We start from the raw sequence: 15,641 nt of genomic DNA on the forward strand, positions 1-15,641 counted from the left end.
TTTTTTTCCAATCGTTTCTACCCCACTCCATGCACGAGACGGACGGACACACCCGCCGTGGATTCCTGCTGACGGTGGGTGCGACCGGGTCGGTCGGGTTGGCCGGCTGCACCGGCACCTGGATGGGAGCGGGGCCGGAGGGCGAGGCGGCGGCCGACGACGGCGAGTCGCCGGCGGCCACGATACTCGCCGCCGGCAGCCTCCAACACGCACTGGAGACGGGGCTCGCGCCCGCCGTCGACGTGCCGATCCGGGTCGAGGCCCACGGCTCCGCGACCGTCGCTCGCCTGATCGCCGAGGGACAGCGCGACCCCGACATCGTCACCGTGGCCGACACCGCGCTGTTCGAGGCACCCCTCTCGCCGCCGTGGTACGCGACGTTTACGAGCAACGCGGTCGTCCTCGCGTACAACCCCGACACCGAGGGCGGGCGACGTGTCGCGGACGCCGACCGATGGTACGAACCGCTGGTCGACGGCGACGTGCGACTCGGCCGCACGGACCCCGATCGAGACCCGCTCGGCTATCGGACGCTCTTTACGCTCGAACTCGCGGCGCGTCACTACGCCGACGCGCCGGCGTTGCGCGAGGCGATTCCACGCCGGCGACAGATCTACCCGGAGACGGCGCTGATCGGCGGCTTCGAAACCGGATCGATCGACGCCGCCTTCGCCTACCGCAACATGGCCGTCGAGCGCGGATACGACTACGTCGACCTCCCCGACCGGATCGACCTGAGCGACCCGGCACACGCCGACCGGTACTCGACCGTCTCGTATACGCTCCCGAGCGGGCAGGAGATCCGGGGCAGCCCCATCAGCTACGGCTCGACCGTTCGCCACCGGAGCGACGCCGCGCTGTCGGTGTTCGCCGCCCACACGACCGGCGACTACCTCGCCGACGCCGGCTTCCTGCTCCGCGAGGAGTTCCCGCACTACGAGGGCGCGGTGCCGGACGCAGTGAGACGGGCGACGACCACCGACCGGGAGGCCTCGGCGCTCGTGGAGGCGATTTCGGCTCTCACGGTCCGCCACTGATGTCGGCACACTCGACTTGGCGGAGGCACGTCCCCCGCCCCGACTGGCTCACTCTCGCGCTCGCTCTGGGCGGCCTTCTCCTGCTTTATTACGTCGCCCCGCTGGTCTCGCTGTTCCTCTCTGCCCCGCCGGGTGCGGTCGCCGCCAGCCTGGGCAACGCGACGGTCATCGACGCGGCGACGACCTCGATCCTCGCCGCGACCCTCAGCACCCTCCTCGGAACCGCCCTCGGGCTGCCGCTCGCGTACTGGCTGGCCCGGGCCGACACGCGGTGGACCGACGCCGCCCTCGCGGTCGTCGTCCTCCCACTCGTCCTCCCGCCGACGGTGGGTGGGGTGGTCCTGCTGACGGTCGTCGGCCCGAACACGCTCCTCGGCGGCGTCGCCGCCACGGCCGGCGTCCCGCTCACCCGGTCGCTCGCGGGCGTGGTGCTCGCCCAGACGTTCGTCGCGTCGCCCTTCGTCGTCGTCACGGCGAAGGCGGCCTTCGAGGGGGTCGACCGGACGTTCGAACACGCCTCCCGGTCGCTCGGCAAGGGACGGCTGACGACCGCCCGGCGCGTTACGCTCCCGCTTGCCGGCCCGGGCATCCTGGCCGGCGTAACGCTTGCGTTCGCCCGTGCGATGGGCGAGTTCGGCGCGACGATGATGCTCGCGTACTACCCGCGGACGATGCCCGTCCAGATCTGGGTGTCGTTCATCTCGCTCGGTCTCGACGCCGCCTACCCGGTCGCCATCGTTCTCGTCGTCGTCTCGGTACTGGCGTTGCTCGTCCTGAACACCGTCGCGTCGAACCCGTGGCGATGACCGGACTACACCTCGACGGGGTCACGAAGCGGTACGCGGGGTTCGAACTCGGTCCCGTCGACCTCGCCGTCGCGGACGAGGTGCTCGCCGTCCTCGGCCCGTCGGGCTGTGGCAAGACGACGCTCCTCTCGCTCGTCGCCGGCCTCACCCGACCCGACGCCGGCACCGTCACCCTCGACGGGCGGGCACTCGACGGCCGACCGCCGGAGGATCGGGGCGTCGGCCTCGTCTTTCAGGACGGCGCGCTCTTCCCCCACCTGACCGCACGGGAGAACGTCGCGTACGCGGCGACCGAGGAGCGTGTCGACGACCTCGCCGCCACCTTTGAGATTCGGGACCTCCTCGACCGGCGCCCGCCGGCACTCTCGGGGGGCGAACGCCAGCGTGTCGCCTTGGCCCGGACGCTCGCGGCCGATCCGGATGCCCTGTTGCTCGACGAACCCTTGTCGAGTCTGGACGCGCCAATCCGTCGCCGACTCCGCGACGAACTCCACGACCTGCTCGGCGCCCTCGACGTGCCGGTCGTCTACGTCACGCACGACCAGCGCTCGGCGACGGTGCTCGGCGACCGGGTCGCGGTCCTGCGGGACGGCGCCGTCGAACAGGTCGGGACGCCCGACGCCGTCCTCGACCGGCCCGAAAGCGAGTTCGTCGCCCGGTTCACCGGCTGTGAGAACGTCTTCGAGGGGACGGTCGTCGAGTGCGGCGTTCGGGTCGACGGCGTCGTCCTGCCGGTCGAAACGACGCGGTCGATCGGCGCGCCCGTCACGGTCTGCGTGCGCCCGTCACGCGTTCGGCTCGATCCGGCCGACGCCGACGCCGGCCTCGTCGGCACGGTCCGCCGGCGACTCAACGAGGGGGACGACTACCGGATCGTGGTCGACCTCGGCGGTCCGGATCTGGTGGCGACGGTGCCGCCACGGGTCGGGCGTGGGCTCGTGCCCGGCGACTGCGTCCGGGCGTCGCTCGACGACGTGCATCTGCTCTCGGACGCCGGGGTCGAGGGGCCGTGATGGCCGATTCGGCCCACGTGTCCTCATCCCGGCGGCTCGGCGTCGGTCAGCGTCACGTGAAAATCGCTCTCAGGACGACCACGATGCCGTTCGCGGTGCCCCGGGTCGCTGACCCCACCACCCCATTTCGTATCGCGACATACGATTTACGCCCTCGCACCCGGACAAAACCATTAGGTCACGAGGCGCCGAGGGGGGCGTATGGGCCTACGAAAGCCACCCTTGCACGCGACCCACGCCGACCGGGACGCGTCGTTCACCGAGTTCGGTGGCTGGGAGATGCCGGTCGAGTTCGACTCCATCCGGACCGAACACGCCGCCGTTCGCGAATCGGCGGGGATCTTCGACGTCTCCCACATGGGCGAAATCGTGGTGACCGGCCCCGACGCGACGGCGCTGATGGGCCGGCTGACCACGAACGACGTAACCGAACTCGATCCGGGCGACACGCAGTACGCGTGTATCACCGACGAGGATGGGATCATCCTCGACGACACGATGGTGTTCAGACTCCCCGACGAGGACGGACAGTCGCATTACCTGTTCATTCCGAACGCGGGCCACGACGACGAAATGTACGCGCGGTGGACCGAGTACCGCGACGAGTGGGGCCTCGACGCGACGGTGCGAGACGCCACCGAGGAGTGGGCGATGCTGGCACTCCAAGGGCCGGACGCGCCGGAGCTAGCGAGCGAGGCGACCGACGGTGCAACCACCGACATCGATCGGTTCAAGGCGGCGTTCTGTGACGTGGCCGGCGTGCGTGCGTTCGCCTCGCGGACGGGTTACACCGGCGAGGACGGCTTCGAGTTCCTCGTTCCGTGGGACGAGGCCGAGACGGTGTGGTCGGCGTTCGACTGCCAGCCCTGTGGGCTGGGCGCCCGCGACACCCTCCGTCTGGAGATGGGGTTTCTGCTCTCCGGCCAGGACTTCGATCCGGAAGCCGAACCCCGCAATCCCTACGAGGCGGGCGTCGACTGGACGGTCGACCTCGACACGGAGTTCGTGGGGCGTGACGCCCTCGAAGCCGTCGAGCGCGAGGGTGTCGACGAGCGCTTCCGGGGCGTGGTCCTCCAGCAACGTGGCGTTCCCCGCCACGGCTACGAGGTGGTCGACGCCGACGGCGAGCATCTCGGCCACCTCACCAGCGGGACGATGAGTCCGACGCTGGGCGAACCCATCGGCCTCGGTTACCTCTCCGACCAGGCACCTCCGGGCACCCGCGTACGGGTGGTCGTCCGGGGCGAACCGAAGCAAGCAAACGTAGTGACGCCCCCCTTCATCGATACATGAGTTTCGACGTACCCGCGGACCGACGGTATCTGGAATCGCACGAGTGGACGACGACCGACCACGAGACGGTCAGAGTCGGCATCACCGACTTCGCACAGGACGAACTGGGTGACGTGGTGTTCGTCGAACTCCCCGCCGAGGGCGACGAGGTGACCAAGGACGCCGAGTTCGGCGTCGTCGAGAGCATCAAGGCCGTCTCGGACCTCCTCTCGCCGGTGTCGGGCACCGTGGTCGCCGTCAACGAGGCGCTGTTCGACGCGCCGGAACTCGTCAACGAGGACCCCTACGGCGAGGGCTGGATGATCGAAGTCGAGCCGAGTTCGGACGGCGAGTTCGACGCTCTGCTCTCCGCCGACGACTACCGCGATTCAATCGAGTAGGCCGCGCCGGCGGCTAGAAGCCGACGTGTTCGGAGCTGTCGATGCCGTCGATGCGGACGAGTCCGTAATCGCAGTCGGTACACACCCACTTCGTTTTCTCCCCCAGGTGAAGCGTCGTGCTTGCCGTCCGCCAGAACGTGTCGTTCGAACACTCCGGGCAGTCGTGGTCCATCTCCAGGCTCATAGCTGTGTTTCGGCCGCCGATTCAATTGAAGATACTGGTTCCCGAACCGAGGGATAAATTGTATATCGCGATACGAAGTTGTGCCGCCGACTGCGACGGGCCAAGCTACTTGCCCGACGCGTCCCAACGGAGGGGTATGTCGATCACGCTCTACGCGCTCGACGGCTGTCCGTACTGTGAGACGGTTCACGACGCTCTGCAGGACCACGATATCGACTACGAAACGGTCTGGACCGAGGCGCTTCACTCGAAGCGCAACGAGGTGAAACGCGTCAGCGGCCAACGTGCCGTGCCCGTCCTCGTCGACGACGAACACGGCGTTACGATGGCCGAGAGCGTCAACATCCTCGACTACGTCGAACGAACGCTCGCATGAAGATCTACACCGGCCGTGGCGACGAAGGTATGACCGACCTCCGGGACATGTCCCGCGTCTCGAAGACGAGTCCCCGAATCGAGGCCTACGGCACCGTCGACGAGGCCAACGCGCTAGTCGGGACGATCCGGCCGACGGGATACGACGACGTAGACGAGTATCTCGAACGGGTTCAGAACCACCTCCACGTCGTGCAGGCGGATTTCGCCAACCCGGATCCCGACGAGGACGACCCGGTCGTCCGCGAGGAACACACCGAACAGTTGGAGGCGTGGATCGACGCGGCCGACGAGGAACTCGATCCGCTCGAATCGTTCGTCCTCCCGACCGGAAGCGAGGCCGGTGCGGCCCTCCATCACGCCCGGACGGTCGTCCGTCGGGCCGAACGGCGGGCGGTCGACCTCGCCGGCACCGATCCCGTCAACGCCGAGGCCATCGCCTACCTGAATCGCCTCTCGGACGCCCTGTTCACCTTCGCGCGCCTCGTCAACGAGCGTGACGGCGTCCGCGAGGACCGACCGACGTACTGACACGGACGATGCACACTCACGCGTACGTCCTCGCGTCCGCCCTCGTGTTGTCGACAGTCGCGTTCGCCGTCGTCGGAAGCGCCGGGGCCGTGTCCCCACCGTGTGTCGGCGACGCCGGGGCCGGCATCGGCGCCGATCCACCTCGGTCCGTCGCCATCGTCGACGTCGTATCCGACGACCGCTCGAACCGCTCCGGGGTCCATCCCGTCGAGGCCGGATCAACCCTGCTCGTCCGCGGGACGACCAACCGTCGCCCCGACGACACCGCCATCGACGTCTCGGTGACCGACGGTCCCGACGCCGACCGCTTCGGGTTCGCAGTCGTCGAGTCGTGGGGGTACGACGGTGTCTGGACCGCCCGCCTCGCCGTGCCCGCGAACGCCACCCCGGGGACGTACACTCTCGAAGTGCAACTCGACGGCGACAGCGACGTGCAGCGATTCGAGGTGGTCGAGCGCCGACCCGCGGCGCTGGGGCGCGCCTCGCTGAGCGACGCCGGCCGCGTCGCCATCGAAAACGTAACACTCCCCGACGGCGGCTACCTCGAGGTTCGCGACGGGGACGCCCTCCTCGGACGCTCGCCTTACCTCGGTCCCGGAACGAGTTCCGTCGTCACCCTCGCCGTCGAGGGCGTCGACGCCGGGAGTAACCTCCGGGCTGTCGCCGTCCGTGGGACGCCCGACAGCGTCGGCGACCCGTATCGCCGGAACGGAACGCCCGTCGCCGTCTCAGTGTCGCTCCCGCCGGCCGGCCTCGAACCGACAGCGTCGGCGACGGCGACGCCCACACCCTCGGCGACAGCGACGGCGACGCCGACATCCTCACCCACCTCCACCGCCCCGCCCGGGACGACACCCGGATCGGGTCCCGGGTTCGGCGTCGTGGCCACCGTCGTTGCCCTGCTCTTCGGGTCCCGTATCGTCGGCCGATTCTGACCCTCTCCTCGCCACAAGAGATATATTTGTCGTCGACGTTTGGTCATATATGAACAAGCATTTCGAAGATGCACTGTACTACATGGGTCGAGCGGGCGAGCACGCGAAGGAAGGGGTCATGGAGGAACTCGACCCGCTGGAAGAGCGGTTCCGCGAGTTGACCGGCAAGGAGGAGGAGCCGGAGCCGTCGCGACTGGAGAAACTGCAGGGCGAACTGAAGGAGTTGGAGTCCCGCGCCGAGGGCGAGGCGAAGACGGCCATCCAGGACGCCCAAGAGCGGATTCGTCGCTATCGTAGCGGCGAGTCGGCGGAGTGATACTGCCCGTCGTCGGTCACCCGAGTGGTTCGCCACGCGGGGCGGCGAACCCCCCGAAATAGCCACAGCCGTAGGTATAAGACAATCCTTAAGTCGGCGTCACCAGTATCGACGTACGCGAGGGTTGGTGGTCTAGTCCGGTTATGACGGCTCCTTCACACGGAGCAGGTCGGCAGTTCGAATCTGCCCCAACCCATTCGTCGTTTTCGCGACACTGTCACACGGAGCAGGTCGGCATTCCCGCCGAGCGGAGCGAGGCGGGAGCCAGCGGACGACCGGCGGGAGTCCGCGTGGTTCGAATCTGCCCCAACCCATTCGTCGTTTTCGCGACACTGTCACACGGAGCAGGTCGGCATTCCCGCCGAGCGGAGCGAGGCGGGAGCCAGCGGACGACCGGCGGGAGTCCGCGTGGTTCGAATCTGCCCCAACCCATTCGTCGTTTTCGCGACACTGTCACACGGAGCAGGTCGGCATTCCCGCCGAGCGGAGCGAGGCGGGAGCCAGCGGACGACCGGCGGGAGTCCGCGTGGTTCGAATCTGCCCCAACCCATTCGTCGTTTTCGCGACACTGTCACACGGAGCAGGTCGGCATTCCCGCCGAGCGGAGCGAGGCGGGAGCCAGCGGACGACCGGCGGGAGTCCGCGTGGTTCGAATCTGCCCCAACCCATTCGTCGTTTTCGCGACACTGTCACACGGAGCAGGTCGGCATTCCCGCCGAGCGGAGCGAGCGGTTCGTGTCGTCGGGACGAGAACGGTGTGATTCGAATCTGGCTTCATAGTGATTATCGTAACTGTGTACCGGTGGTTCGCCAGAACGGGTCGGCGACCTACCGGTACTGACTTACAGTGATCACTATCAGTCGAACACCTGATCGTCCGTCGGCGTCAGCCGCCGTTTCTGATGGAGGTAGTAGGTGAAAAAGCCCGAGAACCCACCCATGTACGGCGTGACGATGGCGAGTTGGCTGAACGCGCCGACCGGCACGTCGAGGACGGCGCCGCCGACACCGATGGAGAAGACGGCGATGGCGGCGACGAGCAACCCCGCGGACCCGAGTTCGCCGAGAAGCGTCATAGTGTTTATTGTAAGTCAGTACCGGTGGGTAGCCAAGACGGTCCAGCGATCCACCGGTACCCAGTTACAACAAACACTATCAGACGCCGATCGTAGCCGGCGGGCTGGTAGCCACGGATCGGACACCGCGTCCGGCCGGTCGGGATGGGTTCCTCGCAACAGCCACAGCGGGCAGTCGCCGCAGTCCGGGGGTCGGCGCCAGCGCTCCTCCGGTTCGTCACCGCCGTCGGCGCGTCGCCACCGTCGGCCCGCGCCCCGTCTTCCGTCAAACCTCCAGTCGCGTCTTCAGGTTCCGGAGCGTCGTCGCCAGTTCGCGCTCGTTGTACTTGCGGACGAACGGCGCCGCCAGCCGGTCGAGCACGGGGATCGGGAGGTCGTACTCGGCCGCGTAGCCGACCCGGACGCCGTCGCCCTCGGGGGAGAACGTCCACTCGATGGTGCCGTCGATGCCGCCGGTCATCTCGAAGACGATCCGTTCCGGGGGGTCGTAGGCGACCGCTTTCACCTCGCCGTCGAGCGGAACGCCGCCCATCCGGTAGGTGTAGGTGGCGCGCTTGCCGCCGGTGGGGAGGGTTTCGACCGTCTCGACGGCCGACAGGCTGGGCGAAATCTCGGCCTGGTGTTCCGGCACGTCCATGTACTCGAACGCCGTCTCCCGATCGACGTCGACGTAGATGTCGTCCTCGACTCGGAGCATGATGAGTTCGGTTCGGCCCGGCGACTGAAGTACGCTCCGCCGGATGCGGCCGGACCACGCGGTTCGCGCGCTCGGCGGCGCGTCCACCCCACGCCCCGGTGAATCGCCCTCCGTCGATGTCGCGGACGACGGCGCGGATCGGTGTGTTCGGTGGCTGTACGAGTCGATTCCCGGTTGCCATAGTCGTGAACCCGACATAGTCGATAGTTATAAATATATTGGTTTTTACACCACTTGAGTGTTGGTGAAAAAACGTGTGGCCACGAATCGACGAGGAGGTTCGGTCCCGACAACTCCGATCGCCGTCCGGCTTGCCGGTCCCGCCACGACAACAACCACCGAGAGCGCGACGACCAGCGCCCCGACCGTGAGCGAAGGCGGGCGTGCATACGCGTCCCCCGGCCGCGGGGAGCAACGGTCTGTGGTCGTGGTCAGGCGCTCGCGTCGCCGCCGGCCCGGTCCCACAGATCGTATCCGACGACCACGATAGCCAGCGCGAACGGCAGAACGACCGGCAGGGAGCCCACGGGTCCGAACTCGACGCCGCCAGCGACGTTCACGGCCAGTATCAGGAGGGCAACGACGGGGCCGCCGGCGAGTGCGACACCGAGGCGGGGGCGCCCGGCCCGCAGGTAGCCGCTCCCCCACGCCACCAGACCCGGCAGGAGAAGCAGGAGCGCGAGGAGCGCGAGGCCGGCACCGAGCAGGGCGTTCAGCGCGCCGGTCGGGTCCGCGGTTCCCTTCGGACCGACCGAGACGAGGAGCATCGTCGCCAGCGTGCCGACGGCCGCGCCCACCACGCTCACGACGGCGAACCAGCGCTGCCAGCGCGCCATCCACTCCCGGTCGCGCCGAAACAGGGCAAGCAGCCCGGCCAGCAGCAGGACTGCGGCGACGACGGCGACGACGGGCACGACCGTTCGCTCGATCCAGAGCGCGCTGAACCGCGGCGGATCGAAGACGTAGGAGTCGTCCGGCACCGGCCCGAACCAGCGCGTCGGCACGCCAGCGACGAGCGCGAGAAGGCCTCCGAGAAGGGTCACACCACCGGCGTGGCGGTTCGATGGCGTCCACATCTCAGGCACCTTCGACGGCGGCGACGGTTCCGCGATCGGTGACGCTCACGACGCCGCCGTCGAGAATCGCCGGCGGGACGGGCCGGTCCGCGGCCGCGTACCCCCACGCCGCCTCGCCGAAGCGTTCGGTGAACGCCACCACGCGCGGGCCGCCGAACCCCGACTGGAGCGCGAACGCGTGGTCCCCCGTCGCGGCCGTGACCGACCCCTCGCCGACGTACGAACACCACCGTGGCTCCGGCGCCCCGCCGTCGGTCCGGTTGAGGGCGAACGTCGCGTCGGGTGCTTCGCTCGGGCGCTCGACCGTATACACCGTCTCGGGCGCGACGACGGGTGCGGCGAAGGTCCGGCCGCCGCCGCGGTCGACCGCCCACCGCTCCCGGCCGTCGTCGAGGGCGACGCCGACGAGGCGGCCGTACGTCCCGAGATACACCGTTCCGTCGGTGACGACCGGATAGAGCTCGGCCCTGTCCGACACCGACCACTCGCGGTCGCCGGTGGCGGCGTCGAGTGCGACCGTCTCCTCGCCGCCCGCGATGACTGTGCCGTCCGCGACGGCGGGCATGGTCGCGTCCACGTCGGCGCGCCACCGTCGAGTCCCGTCGCGGGCGTCGCGGGCGACCAAGCCGTCGGCCGTCGGGACGACCACCCCGCCGTCGACGACCGTCGGCACGCCCGTCGCCGCCGCGTCCGTCGCGCGCCACGCGGGCGTCCCGTCGTCGGCGTGGAGGGCAACGACACCGTCCATCGTCGCCAGATACACCCGGCCGTCGGCGACGATGGGTGGGGCGAGTTCGTCGTCGTAGCCGACCGTCGGGCCGGTTGTCGCCGGCGTCGTTCCGTGTCGCCAGCGTTCGGTCCCGTCGCGAAGCGAGAGCGCGAACGCCCCCGCGCCGGTCGTCACGTACACCCTGCCGCCGGCGATCGTCGGCGAACTCGCGTCGGCGGCGCCGTCGACGCGCGGCGTACGGAGGGTGGTTCGCCAGCGGACCGCGAGCGAGTCCGTCGGCGGGTCGACGGGCGCGTACCCCGTGTTGCCGGCGTCGAAACGGGGCGACGGCCACGAACCACTGGGGAGCGTTTCGAACGCGCCGTCCGCGTCGGCCGTGTCGACTACGACCGACGGTTCCGGCGCGTCGCCGTCCGGGCAGGAGGACGAACAGCCGGCGACGCCGACGGTCGCGCCGACCGCGAGCGTTCCGAGGAGCGACCTGCGGGTGATGGAGGGCATCGACCGACGTGTTGTGACACCATCTTGAAATTTCTCCCGGTTCGTGTGGACGGATCACGGCGCGACGAACCGTTCGCCGAAGACGGGCATCGACAAGAAAACGAGGACGCCGACGGCAGCGAACACGCGCCGCCGGTCGGCGCCGAACAGACAGAGGCCGGCGCCGAGGGCGGGGAATCCCGTGACGACGGCGAGAACCGCCACCCCGTCGGTCCACCGACCGGGGGGCCAGACGGCGACGGCCCCGGCGACTGCCGTCGCGAGGGCCGCACCGATCCCGATCCGACGGAGGCGGTCGTTCCGGCGGAGCGTCGCGGCCGCCGGCAGGCAACAGGCCAGAAGGCCGTTGACCGTCGAGGCGAGGCTCAGATAGTATAGTAGCGTTTGGAACTGTTTGCACACCTGATCGCACGCAGTCCTGCGATCAGGTGTGCTCTGACTTACAAAGGCTACTATAGAGGAGTGGGTCACGGGCCATCGGACGTGGGGTAGTCACCCGGGAACGAGGACAGACGCTTCGGTACCGTGCCCCGTCACGACGGTTTTTTGTGGTTCCGAACGGGCCGTGTGAACGTATGGCGGACACGCTCGTAAGCGACGCGATGACAACGCCGATGCTCACACTCGATGCGGACACGCCGGTCGACGAGGCGGCCGACGGGATGTTGGAGGCCGGAATCAAGTCGGTCGTCGTCGTCGGCGAGGCGTGCCGACCGGAGGGGATTTTCACCTCCACGGACGCCGTGCGCGTGGCCGCCGACGCGACGCCCGCCGACGAGACGACCGTCGGGGCGTACATGTCGACCGACCTGGAGACGGTCGGGCCGGACGACCCCCTTCCCGTCGCCGCTCGCCGGATGCTCGACGCCGGCATCAGCCACGCCCCCGTGACCGACGCCGAGGGCAACGGCGTCGGAATCCTCACCACGACGGATCTGGCCGCCGCCCTGTCGGGGGTCGACGCCCCGTCTCCGGAGTAGCGGGAATCCGTGGGAACGGGTGACCGCCGACAGTATTAGGTTTCAGCGTAGAGATACGTCGCCATGGCGATAGATATCGAACGGGTCGTCACGTATCCGACGAACTCCGACGACTGGATCAAGACCGTCCTGATCGGCGGGGTGTTGACGCTCCTGTCGGTGTTGATCGTGCCCGCGTTTTTCGTGTACGGCTACGTGGTCCGCGCGCTGCGGGCGGGAATCGACGACGCGGAGGAAGTGCCCGTCTTCGACGACTGGGGGACACTCCTGAAAGAGGGCGTGATCGCGTTCGTCATCGTCATCGTCTACCAACTGGTCCCACTGTTCGTCTTCGCCGTCACCGTCGGCGGATCGCTCGCCGCCATCGGGACGGGATCGGATGCGGGGACGGGCGCCGGCATCGTCGGCCTGCTGGGTGGGCTGGCGCTGTTTACCGTCCTCGCGCTGGTGTTTGGCTACGTCACCCTGATCGGTCTGGCCAACTACGCCCACCTCGGCACGTTCGGCTCGGCGTTCGACGTCGGCGTGATCCGGTCGGTCGCGACGGATGGCGCGTACGCCATCCCGTGGCTCTACGGAGTCGGGATTCTGATCGCGGCCGCCGTCGTCGCGGGCCTGCTCAACATCGTTCCGGTCCTCGGTGCCATCGTCGGCGTGTTCGTCACCTTCTACGGGCAGGTCGCTGCGGCGTGGGTCTGGGGACGGGGGTTCGGCGACGCTATGGGTCTCGACGGCGACGCGGACGCGGACGCAGGCGTCGATCCGGCCATCGCGTAACCTCGCGCTTGGGTGCGCTTCGACTGCCCACAACCACAACCCTGAAACGGACCGGTGCCGGCGTTTGGGTATGGCAACCGTCGCGGAACGCCTCGACGTCGAACCGGAGCGGCTCTGGGCCGGCTCCGTCCTCGCCCTCCTCGCCGCCCTGATCGGCGGCTCGCTCCTGTTCCCACGGACCGTCTACGACGGCTTCGTCTGGCACTACTTCTGGGGGCCGGTGCAAGCCGACGCCAACGCCGCCATCTGTGCTGTCCGGGAGGGTGGTGCCACCCGATATCTCTACGAGTCGGCGGCGTGTTCGGCCGCGCCCGAACCCGTCGCGTTCCCGGGCTATACACTCGTCTCGGAGGTCGGGTACGTCGTCATCCTGCTGATCGCTCTCTCGGGGCTGGTCTTTCTGCTCGACCGACTCGACATCGGCTCCGACCGCGACCTCTTTTTCGCACTCTTACCGTTCGTCTTCTTCGGCGGTGCGCTCCGGGTCGTCGAGGACGTGACCGACGCCGCCGCCGGCTCCCCCATCGGCTATCCGCTGAACACGCTCATCATCAGTCCAGTGATCTACTTCACCGTCTTCGCGGTCACCCTCCTCGCCGTCGTCGCCAGCGTCGCGCTCGCCCGCCGGGGCGTCGTCGAGCGCTACACTCGCCCGCTCTTCGGTTCCGGCGTCGTCGTCCTCGGCACCACCCTGCTCTACTTGCTCTGGAGCGGCGTTGCCCCCGACGGCCCGGGCACGTTCTACCCGCAGGTGATCGTCGTCATCCTGCTCGGCTCGACGCTCGCCGCCGGCGGCACGTGGTGGCTGATCGAGCGCTACGCGCCCGCGATCAACGCCGGCACCGGCCGCATGGGCTTCGTCGTCATCTGGGGGCACGCCGTCGACGGCGTCGCCAACGTCGTCGGCCTCGACTGGATGGTCGCACTCGGCGCCGGACCGAACCTCGTTCCCAAACATCCGGTCAACCAGGCCGTCGTCGACATCACGGCCGCGACCCTTCCCGCCTCCGCTCTCGCGATCACCGGCGACACCTGGCCGTTTCTCGTCGTGAAACTCGTCGCCGCCACGCTGGTCGTCTGGCTGTTCGACGCACAAATATTCGAGGACAGCCCGCGCTACGCCGTTCTCCTCATGATCGCCATCCTCGCGGTGGGGCTGGGGCCGGGCACCCGCGATATGTTGCGGGCGACCATCGGCGTGTAGCGGTCGGGCTACGGGAAGGGGTGAAACGCCCGGTTCGGCTGGGGCTCGTATCCCAGTTCCGGCGGCACGGTCGCCGCCCGGTCGCCGAAGTACGGTTCGTCGACGAACAGTGGCTGGGCGGCCGGCGAGCAGACGCGGACCGCCTCGAACCCCAGGTCGGCCACGTCCGGCGTGGTGATCCGGGCGGCGTAGGCGTCGAGGCCGGCGTCGGTCAGTCGGCTGACGACGGCGTCGAGTTCGTCGGTTCCCGACGGGATCGGATCGGGACCGACGCCCGTCGCCGGCACGTCGCCGTCGGCGTTCACGAACGCCCGTGTCTCGGCCGGGAAGTCGGCGTAGCGGCCGATGGCGCCTTCCTCCGCCCGCGACTGCTCCGGCCCCATCGCCCGCAGTTCCATCCAGTTCTGGAGCGCCTCCGCGAGCGCCGACCGCGCCGCGGCCGCGGCGTCGAGATTCGCCCCCGAGCCGACGGCGAAGCGGGGCCACTCCCCCTCGCGGTGGACGGCGACGGCGACGACCGGCACGTCCACGTCCGCCGTGACGAGCAGCGGCGTCACCGATAGTCGCTCGGCGCGGGCGCGGTCGACGAGCGCGGAAAAGCCCTCGTCGTCGACGGACAGCCCCAGCGGCTCGTACGTCGAGTACCAGGCGAGCATCGTCGCGTCACGCTCGATCACCTCGTAACAGCCCGAGAGGAGGGCCTCGACGCCCGAACTCCCCAGTCCCAGCCCCGTCGTGATCGGCGGCCGGTGGCGTTCGACCGGCGCTGGGTAGTGGACGAACTCCCCGGGGAGGGCAACGGCGTCGCCGGTCGCCAGGTTCTCGCCGGGTACCCACGGAATCGGGCCGCCCTCGCCGCCGTCCCAGTCGTCCGGGCGGACAAAGGCCGTCGGCGGGACGGGTCGGCGCCCGTCCACGTCGTCGGCGTCGGCCGGTGCCGTCGTGAACTCCCTGTCCCGGTAGACGCCGGCACAGTAGCGTTCCAGCCCCTCGCCGAGCGCCTTCATGAACGCGCGATCCCAGTCGTCGTCGACGCCGGCCGTGAGCGCGGCGGCCCGCGCGTCGCTGAAGACGCTCGTATCCGACGTGGCCGCCAGATAGTACGGCGCCGGGAACGACTCGCGTTCCCCGACCCGTGTCAGGAGACCGATCCGGTCGTCGACGGCGCGTTCGGCGCGGGCAACGGCGTCGTCGAGGGTGGCGTCGCGGTGGGTTCGTCGCACGTCGCGGTCGCGGTCCGCCGTCCGCGGCACCGCGAACACCCGTCGCTCGCCGCCGGGAACCTCGACGACGGTGCCGGCCACGTCCGCGCCGGAGAGCAAGGAAGCGAGGCGGTTGCCGGCGACGGCGCCGGCGAGGCGGACGGCGCTTCGACCCCCGGTCGGATCGCCCTCGCCATCGAGTTCCGCGGCGGCGACGCGCTCCCTGAGGTCTCGATAACCCACGCCGTCCGCGAAGACCGTCACCGCCGCGTCGAGGTCGGGGATCGAGACGCCGCCCAGACCGCCGATTTCGACGGCGAGCCAGCGCGTCGCCGCCGCGTCGGCCGCCTCGAAGGCCGGCGCTCCTGTCGGGGCGATCACGACGCCGGCGGGATAGGAGCCGAGGCCGTCCGGCGTCGTCGCCGCCGCCGTCGCGTCCACGTCGTCGAGCGCGGCACGGACCGAATCGGCCGCCGGCCCGCTCCCCGCGATACCGATCTGCATGGCTCGGTCGACGCGGTCCGGCAG

At 69.3% G+C, this 15,641-nt stretch carries 19 protein-coding genes and 1 tRNA gene; 13 read left to right on the top strand and 7 right to left on the bottom strand.

Annotated elements, in window-relative coordinates; genetic code table 11:
• The first annotated feature begins 29 nt into the window (after positions 1 to 29).
• The 5 genes from HALNA_RS07425 (at position 30) to gcvH (ending at position 4,529) form a co-directional block, all read left to right on the top strand.
• Positions 30 to 1,037 carry an extracellular solute-binding protein gene (locus HALNA_RS07425; RefSeq protein WP_049935758.1) on the top strand — a complete coding sequence of 336 codons (1,008 nt, stop codon included), beginning with the start codon at positions 30 to 32 and terminating at the stop codon, positions 1,035 to 1,037.
• Positions 1,037 to 1,843 carry an ABC transporter permease subunit gene (locus HALNA_RS07430; protein WP_049935759.1) on the top strand — a complete coding sequence of 269 codons (807 nt, stop codon included), beginning with the start codon at positions 1,037 to 1,039 and terminating at the stop codon, positions 1,841 to 1,843. The genes HALNA_RS07425 and HALNA_RS07430 overlap by 1 nt, the downstream gene beginning before the upstream one ends.
• A complete protein-coding gene (locus HALNA_RS07435) occupies positions 1,840 to 2,856 on the top strand; it encodes an ABC transporter ATP-binding protein (protein ID WP_049938001.1) in 1,017 nt (338 codons plus the stop codon). Before HALNA_RS07430 ends, HALNA_RS07435 begins: the two co-directional genes overlap by 4 nt.
• A gap of 201 nt (positions 2,857 to 3,057) precedes the next feature.
• Positions 3,058 to 4,149, top strand: coding sequence for a glycine cleavage system aminomethyltransferase GcvT (gene gcvT / locus HALNA_RS07440; RefSeq protein WP_049935761.1), 1,092 nt, complete (start codon positions 3,058 to 3,060; stop codon positions 4,147 to 4,149).
• Positions 4,146 to 4,529, top strand: coding sequence for a glycine cleavage system protein GcvH (gene gcvH / locus HALNA_RS07445; protein WP_049935762.1), 384 nt, complete (start codon positions 4,146 to 4,148; stop codon positions 4,527 to 4,529). The genes gcvT and gcvH overlap by 4 nt, the downstream gene beginning before the upstream one ends.
• Positions 4,530 to 4,542: 13 nt before the next feature.
• Here gcvH and HALNA_RS20560 read toward each other — a convergent pair whose 3' ends face one another.
• A complete protein-coding gene (locus HALNA_RS20560) occupies positions 4,543 to 4,713 on the bottom strand; it encodes a DUF7838 family putative zinc beta-ribbon protein (RefSeq protein WP_169719023.1) in 171 nt (56 codons plus the stop codon).
• A 136-nt stretch (positions 4,714 to 4,849) separates the two neighbouring features.
• Here HALNA_RS20560 and HALNA_RS07450 point away from each other — a divergent pair, with 136 nt between their 5' ends.
• The 5 genes from HALNA_RS07450 to HALNA_RS07470 all read left to right on the top strand — a co-directional run bounded on the left by HALNA_RS07450 (position 4,850) and on the right by HALNA_RS07470 (position 7,066).
• Positions 4,850 to 5,089 carry a glutaredoxin family protein gene (locus HALNA_RS07450; RefSeq protein WP_049935763.1) on the top strand — a complete coding sequence of 80 codons (240 nt, stop codon included), beginning with the start codon at positions 4,850 to 4,852 and terminating at the stop codon, positions 5,087 to 5,089.
• Positions 5,086 to 5,619 (top strand): cob(I)yrinic acid a,c-diamide adenosyltransferase, encoded by a 534-nt coding sequence (locus tag HALNA_RS07455; protein WP_049935764.1) that lies wholly within the window; start codon positions 5,086 to 5,088, stop codon positions 5,617 to 5,619. The genes HALNA_RS07450 and HALNA_RS07455 overlap by 4 nt, the downstream gene beginning before the upstream one ends.
• An 8-nt stretch (positions 5,620 to 5,627) precedes the next feature.
• A complete protein-coding gene (locus HALNA_RS07460) occupies positions 5,628 to 6,554 on the top strand; it encodes a DUF7282 domain-containing protein (protein ID WP_049935766.1) in 927 nt (308 codons plus the stop codon).
• 49 nt (positions 6,555 to 6,603) lie between these two features.
• Positions 6,604 to 6,870: a DUF7553 family protein gene (locus HALNA_RS07465; protein ID WP_049935768.1), complete on the top strand. Its 267-nt coding sequence runs from the start codon at positions 6,604 to 6,606 to the stop codon at positions 6,868 to 6,870.
• Positions 6,871 to 6,991: 121 nt separating this feature from the next.
• Positions 6,992 to 7,066 (top strand) — tRNA-Val (locus tag HALNA_RS07470).
• 661 nt (positions 7,067 to 7,727) lie between these two features.
• On the opposite strand, the gene HALNA_RS07475 is transcribed toward HALNA_RS07470, so the two are convergent.
• The 5 genes from HALNA_RS07475 to HALNA_RS07495 all read right to left on the bottom strand — a co-directional run bounded on the left by HALNA_RS07475 (position 7,728) and on the right by HALNA_RS07495 (position 11,352).
• Positions 7,728 to 7,946: a hypothetical protein gene (locus HALNA_RS07475; protein WP_049935769.1), complete on the bottom strand. Its 219-nt coding sequence runs from the start codon at positions 7,944 to 7,946 to the stop codon at positions 7,728 to 7,730.
• A gap of 265 nt (positions 7,947 to 8,211) precedes the next feature.
• The gene (locus tag HALNA_RS07480) at positions 8,212 to 8,643 is read right to left on the bottom strand and encodes an SRPBCC family protein (protein WP_049938002.1); all 432 of its coding nucleotides are present in this window, start codon (positions 8,641 to 8,643) and stop codon (positions 8,212 to 8,214) included.
• Between the two features lie 431 nt (positions 8,644 to 9,074).
• Positions 9,075 to 9,686: a hypothetical protein gene (locus tag HALNA_RS07485; RefSeq protein ID WP_157573477.1), complete on the bottom strand. Its 612-nt coding sequence runs from the start codon at positions 9,684 to 9,686 to the stop codon at positions 9,075 to 9,077.
• Positions 9,687 to 9,720: 34 nt separating this feature from the next.
• On the bottom strand, positions 9,721 to 10,950 hold the full coding sequence (locus HALNA_RS07490) for an outer membrane protein assembly factor BamB family protein (protein WP_049935771.1): 1,230 nt from the start codon (positions 10,948 to 10,950) through the stop codon (positions 9,721 to 9,723).
• Positions 10,951 to 11,004: 54 nt separating this feature from the next.
• The gene (locus tag HALNA_RS07495) at positions 11,005 to 11,352 is read right to left on the bottom strand and encodes a hypothetical protein (protein ID WP_049935772.1); all 348 of its coding nucleotides are present in this window, start codon (positions 11,350 to 11,352) and stop codon (positions 11,005 to 11,007) included.
• 173 nt (positions 11,353 to 11,525) lie between these two features.
• Between HALNA_RS07495 and HALNA_RS07500 the strand changes: the two genes are divergently transcribed.
• The 3 genes from HALNA_RS07500 (at position 11,526) to HALNA_RS07510 (ending at position 13,911) form a co-directional block, all read left to right on the top strand.
• On the top strand, positions 11,526 to 11,930 hold the full coding sequence (locus HALNA_RS07500) for a CBS domain-containing protein (RefSeq protein WP_049935773.1): 405 nt from the start codon (positions 11,526 to 11,528) through the stop codon (positions 11,928 to 11,930).
• A 63-nt stretch (positions 11,931 to 11,993) separates the two neighbouring features.
• Positions 11,994 to 12,707 (top strand): DUF4013 domain-containing protein, encoded by a 714-nt coding sequence (locus HALNA_RS07505; RefSeq protein ID WP_049935774.1) that lies wholly within the window; start codon positions 11,994 to 11,996, stop codon positions 12,705 to 12,707.
• Between the two features lie 70 nt (positions 12,708 to 12,777).
• Positions 12,778 to 13,911, top strand: a complete 1,134-nt coding sequence (locus tag HALNA_RS07510; RefSeq protein ID WP_049935775.1) for a DUF63 family protein — start codon at positions 12,778 to 12,780, stop codon at positions 13,909 to 13,911.
• A gap of 8 nt (positions 13,912 to 13,919) precedes the next feature.
• Here the strand turns inward: HALNA_RS07510 and HALNA_RS07515 are convergent, their stop codons facing one another.
• Positions 13,920 to 15,617, bottom strand: a complete 1,698-nt coding sequence (locus tag HALNA_RS07515; RefSeq protein WP_049935776.1) for a YcaO-like family protein — start codon at positions 15,615 to 15,617, stop codon at positions 13,920 to 13,922.
• Positions 15,618 to 15,641: the final 24 nt, after the last annotated feature.

Origin of the sequence: Haloplanus natans DSM 17983, assembly GCF_000427685.1 — an archaeon.
Classification (GTDB): Archaea; Halobacteriota; Halobacteria; order Halobacteriales; family Haloferacaceae; genus Haloplanus; species Haloplanus natans.

Excerpts from the sequence above, each read along its gene's own strand:
- HALNA_RS20560 (WP_169719023.1), bottom strand. The coding sequence starts at position 4,713 with ATGAGCCTGGAGATGGACCACGACTGCCCGGAGTGTTCGAACGACACG.
- HALNA_RS07425 (WP_049935758.1), top strand. The coding sequence starts at position 30 with ATGCACGAGACGGACGGACACACCCGCCGTGGATTCCTGCTGACGGTG.
- HALNA_RS07490 (WP_049935771.1), bottom strand. The coding sequence starts at position 10,950 with ATGCCCTCCATCACCCGCAGGTCGCTCCTCGGAACGCTCGCGGTCGGC.
- HALNA_RS07430 (WP_049935759.1), top strand. The coding sequence starts at position 1,037 with ATGTCGGCACACTCGACTTGGCGGAGGCACGTCCCCCGCCCCGACTGG.
- HALNA_RS07460 (WP_049935766.1), top strand. The coding sequence starts at position 5,628 with ATGCACACTCACGCGTACGTCCTCGCGTCCGCCCTCGTGTTGTCGACA.
- HALNA_RS07455 (WP_049935764.1), top strand. The coding sequence starts at position 5,086 with ATGAAGATCTACACCGGCCGTGGCGACGAAGGTATGACCGACCTCCGG.
- HALNA_RS07450 (WP_049935763.1), top strand. The coding sequence starts at position 4,850 with ATGTCGATCACGCTCTACGCGCTCGACGGCTGTCCGTACTGTGAGACG.
- HALNA_RS07465 (WP_049935768.1), top strand. The coding sequence starts at position 6,604 with ATGAACAAGCATTTCGAAGATGCACTGTACTACATGGGTCGAGCGGGC.
- HALNA_RS07435 (WP_049938001.1), top strand. The coding sequence starts at position 1,840 with ATGACCGGACTACACCTCGACGGGGTCACGAAGCGGTACGCGGGGTTC.
- HALNA_RS07475 (WP_049935769.1), bottom strand. The coding sequence starts at position 7,946 with ATGACGCTTCTCGGCGAACTCGGGTCCGCGGGGTTGCTCGTCGCCGCC.
- HALNA_RS07515 (WP_049935776.1), bottom strand. The coding sequence starts at position 15,617 with ATGCAGATCGGTATCGCGGGGAGCGGGCCGGCGGCCGATTCGGTCCGT.
- HALNA_RS07480 (WP_049938002.1), bottom strand. The coding sequence starts at position 8,643 with ATGCTCCGAGTCGAGGACGACATCTACGTCGACGTCGATCGGGAGACG.
- HALNA_RS07510 (WP_049935775.1), top strand. The coding sequence starts at position 12,778 with ATGGCAACCGTCGCGGAACGCCTCGACGTCGAACCGGAGCGGCTCTGG.
- HALNA_RS07500 (WP_049935773.1), top strand. The coding sequence starts at position 11,526 with ATGGCGGACACGCTCGTAAGCGACGCGATGACAACGCCGATGCTCACA.
- gcvH (WP_049935762.1), top strand. The coding sequence starts at position 4,146 with ATGAGTTTCGACGTACCCGCGGACCGACGGTATCTGGAATCGCACGAG.
- HALNA_RS07505 (WP_049935774.1), top strand. The coding sequence starts at position 11,994 with ATGGCGATAGATATCGAACGGGTCGTCACGTATCCGACGAACTCCGAC.
- gcvT (WP_049935761.1), top strand. The coding sequence starts at position 3,058 with ATGGGCCTACGAAAGCCACCCTTGCACGCGACCCACGCCGACCGGGAC.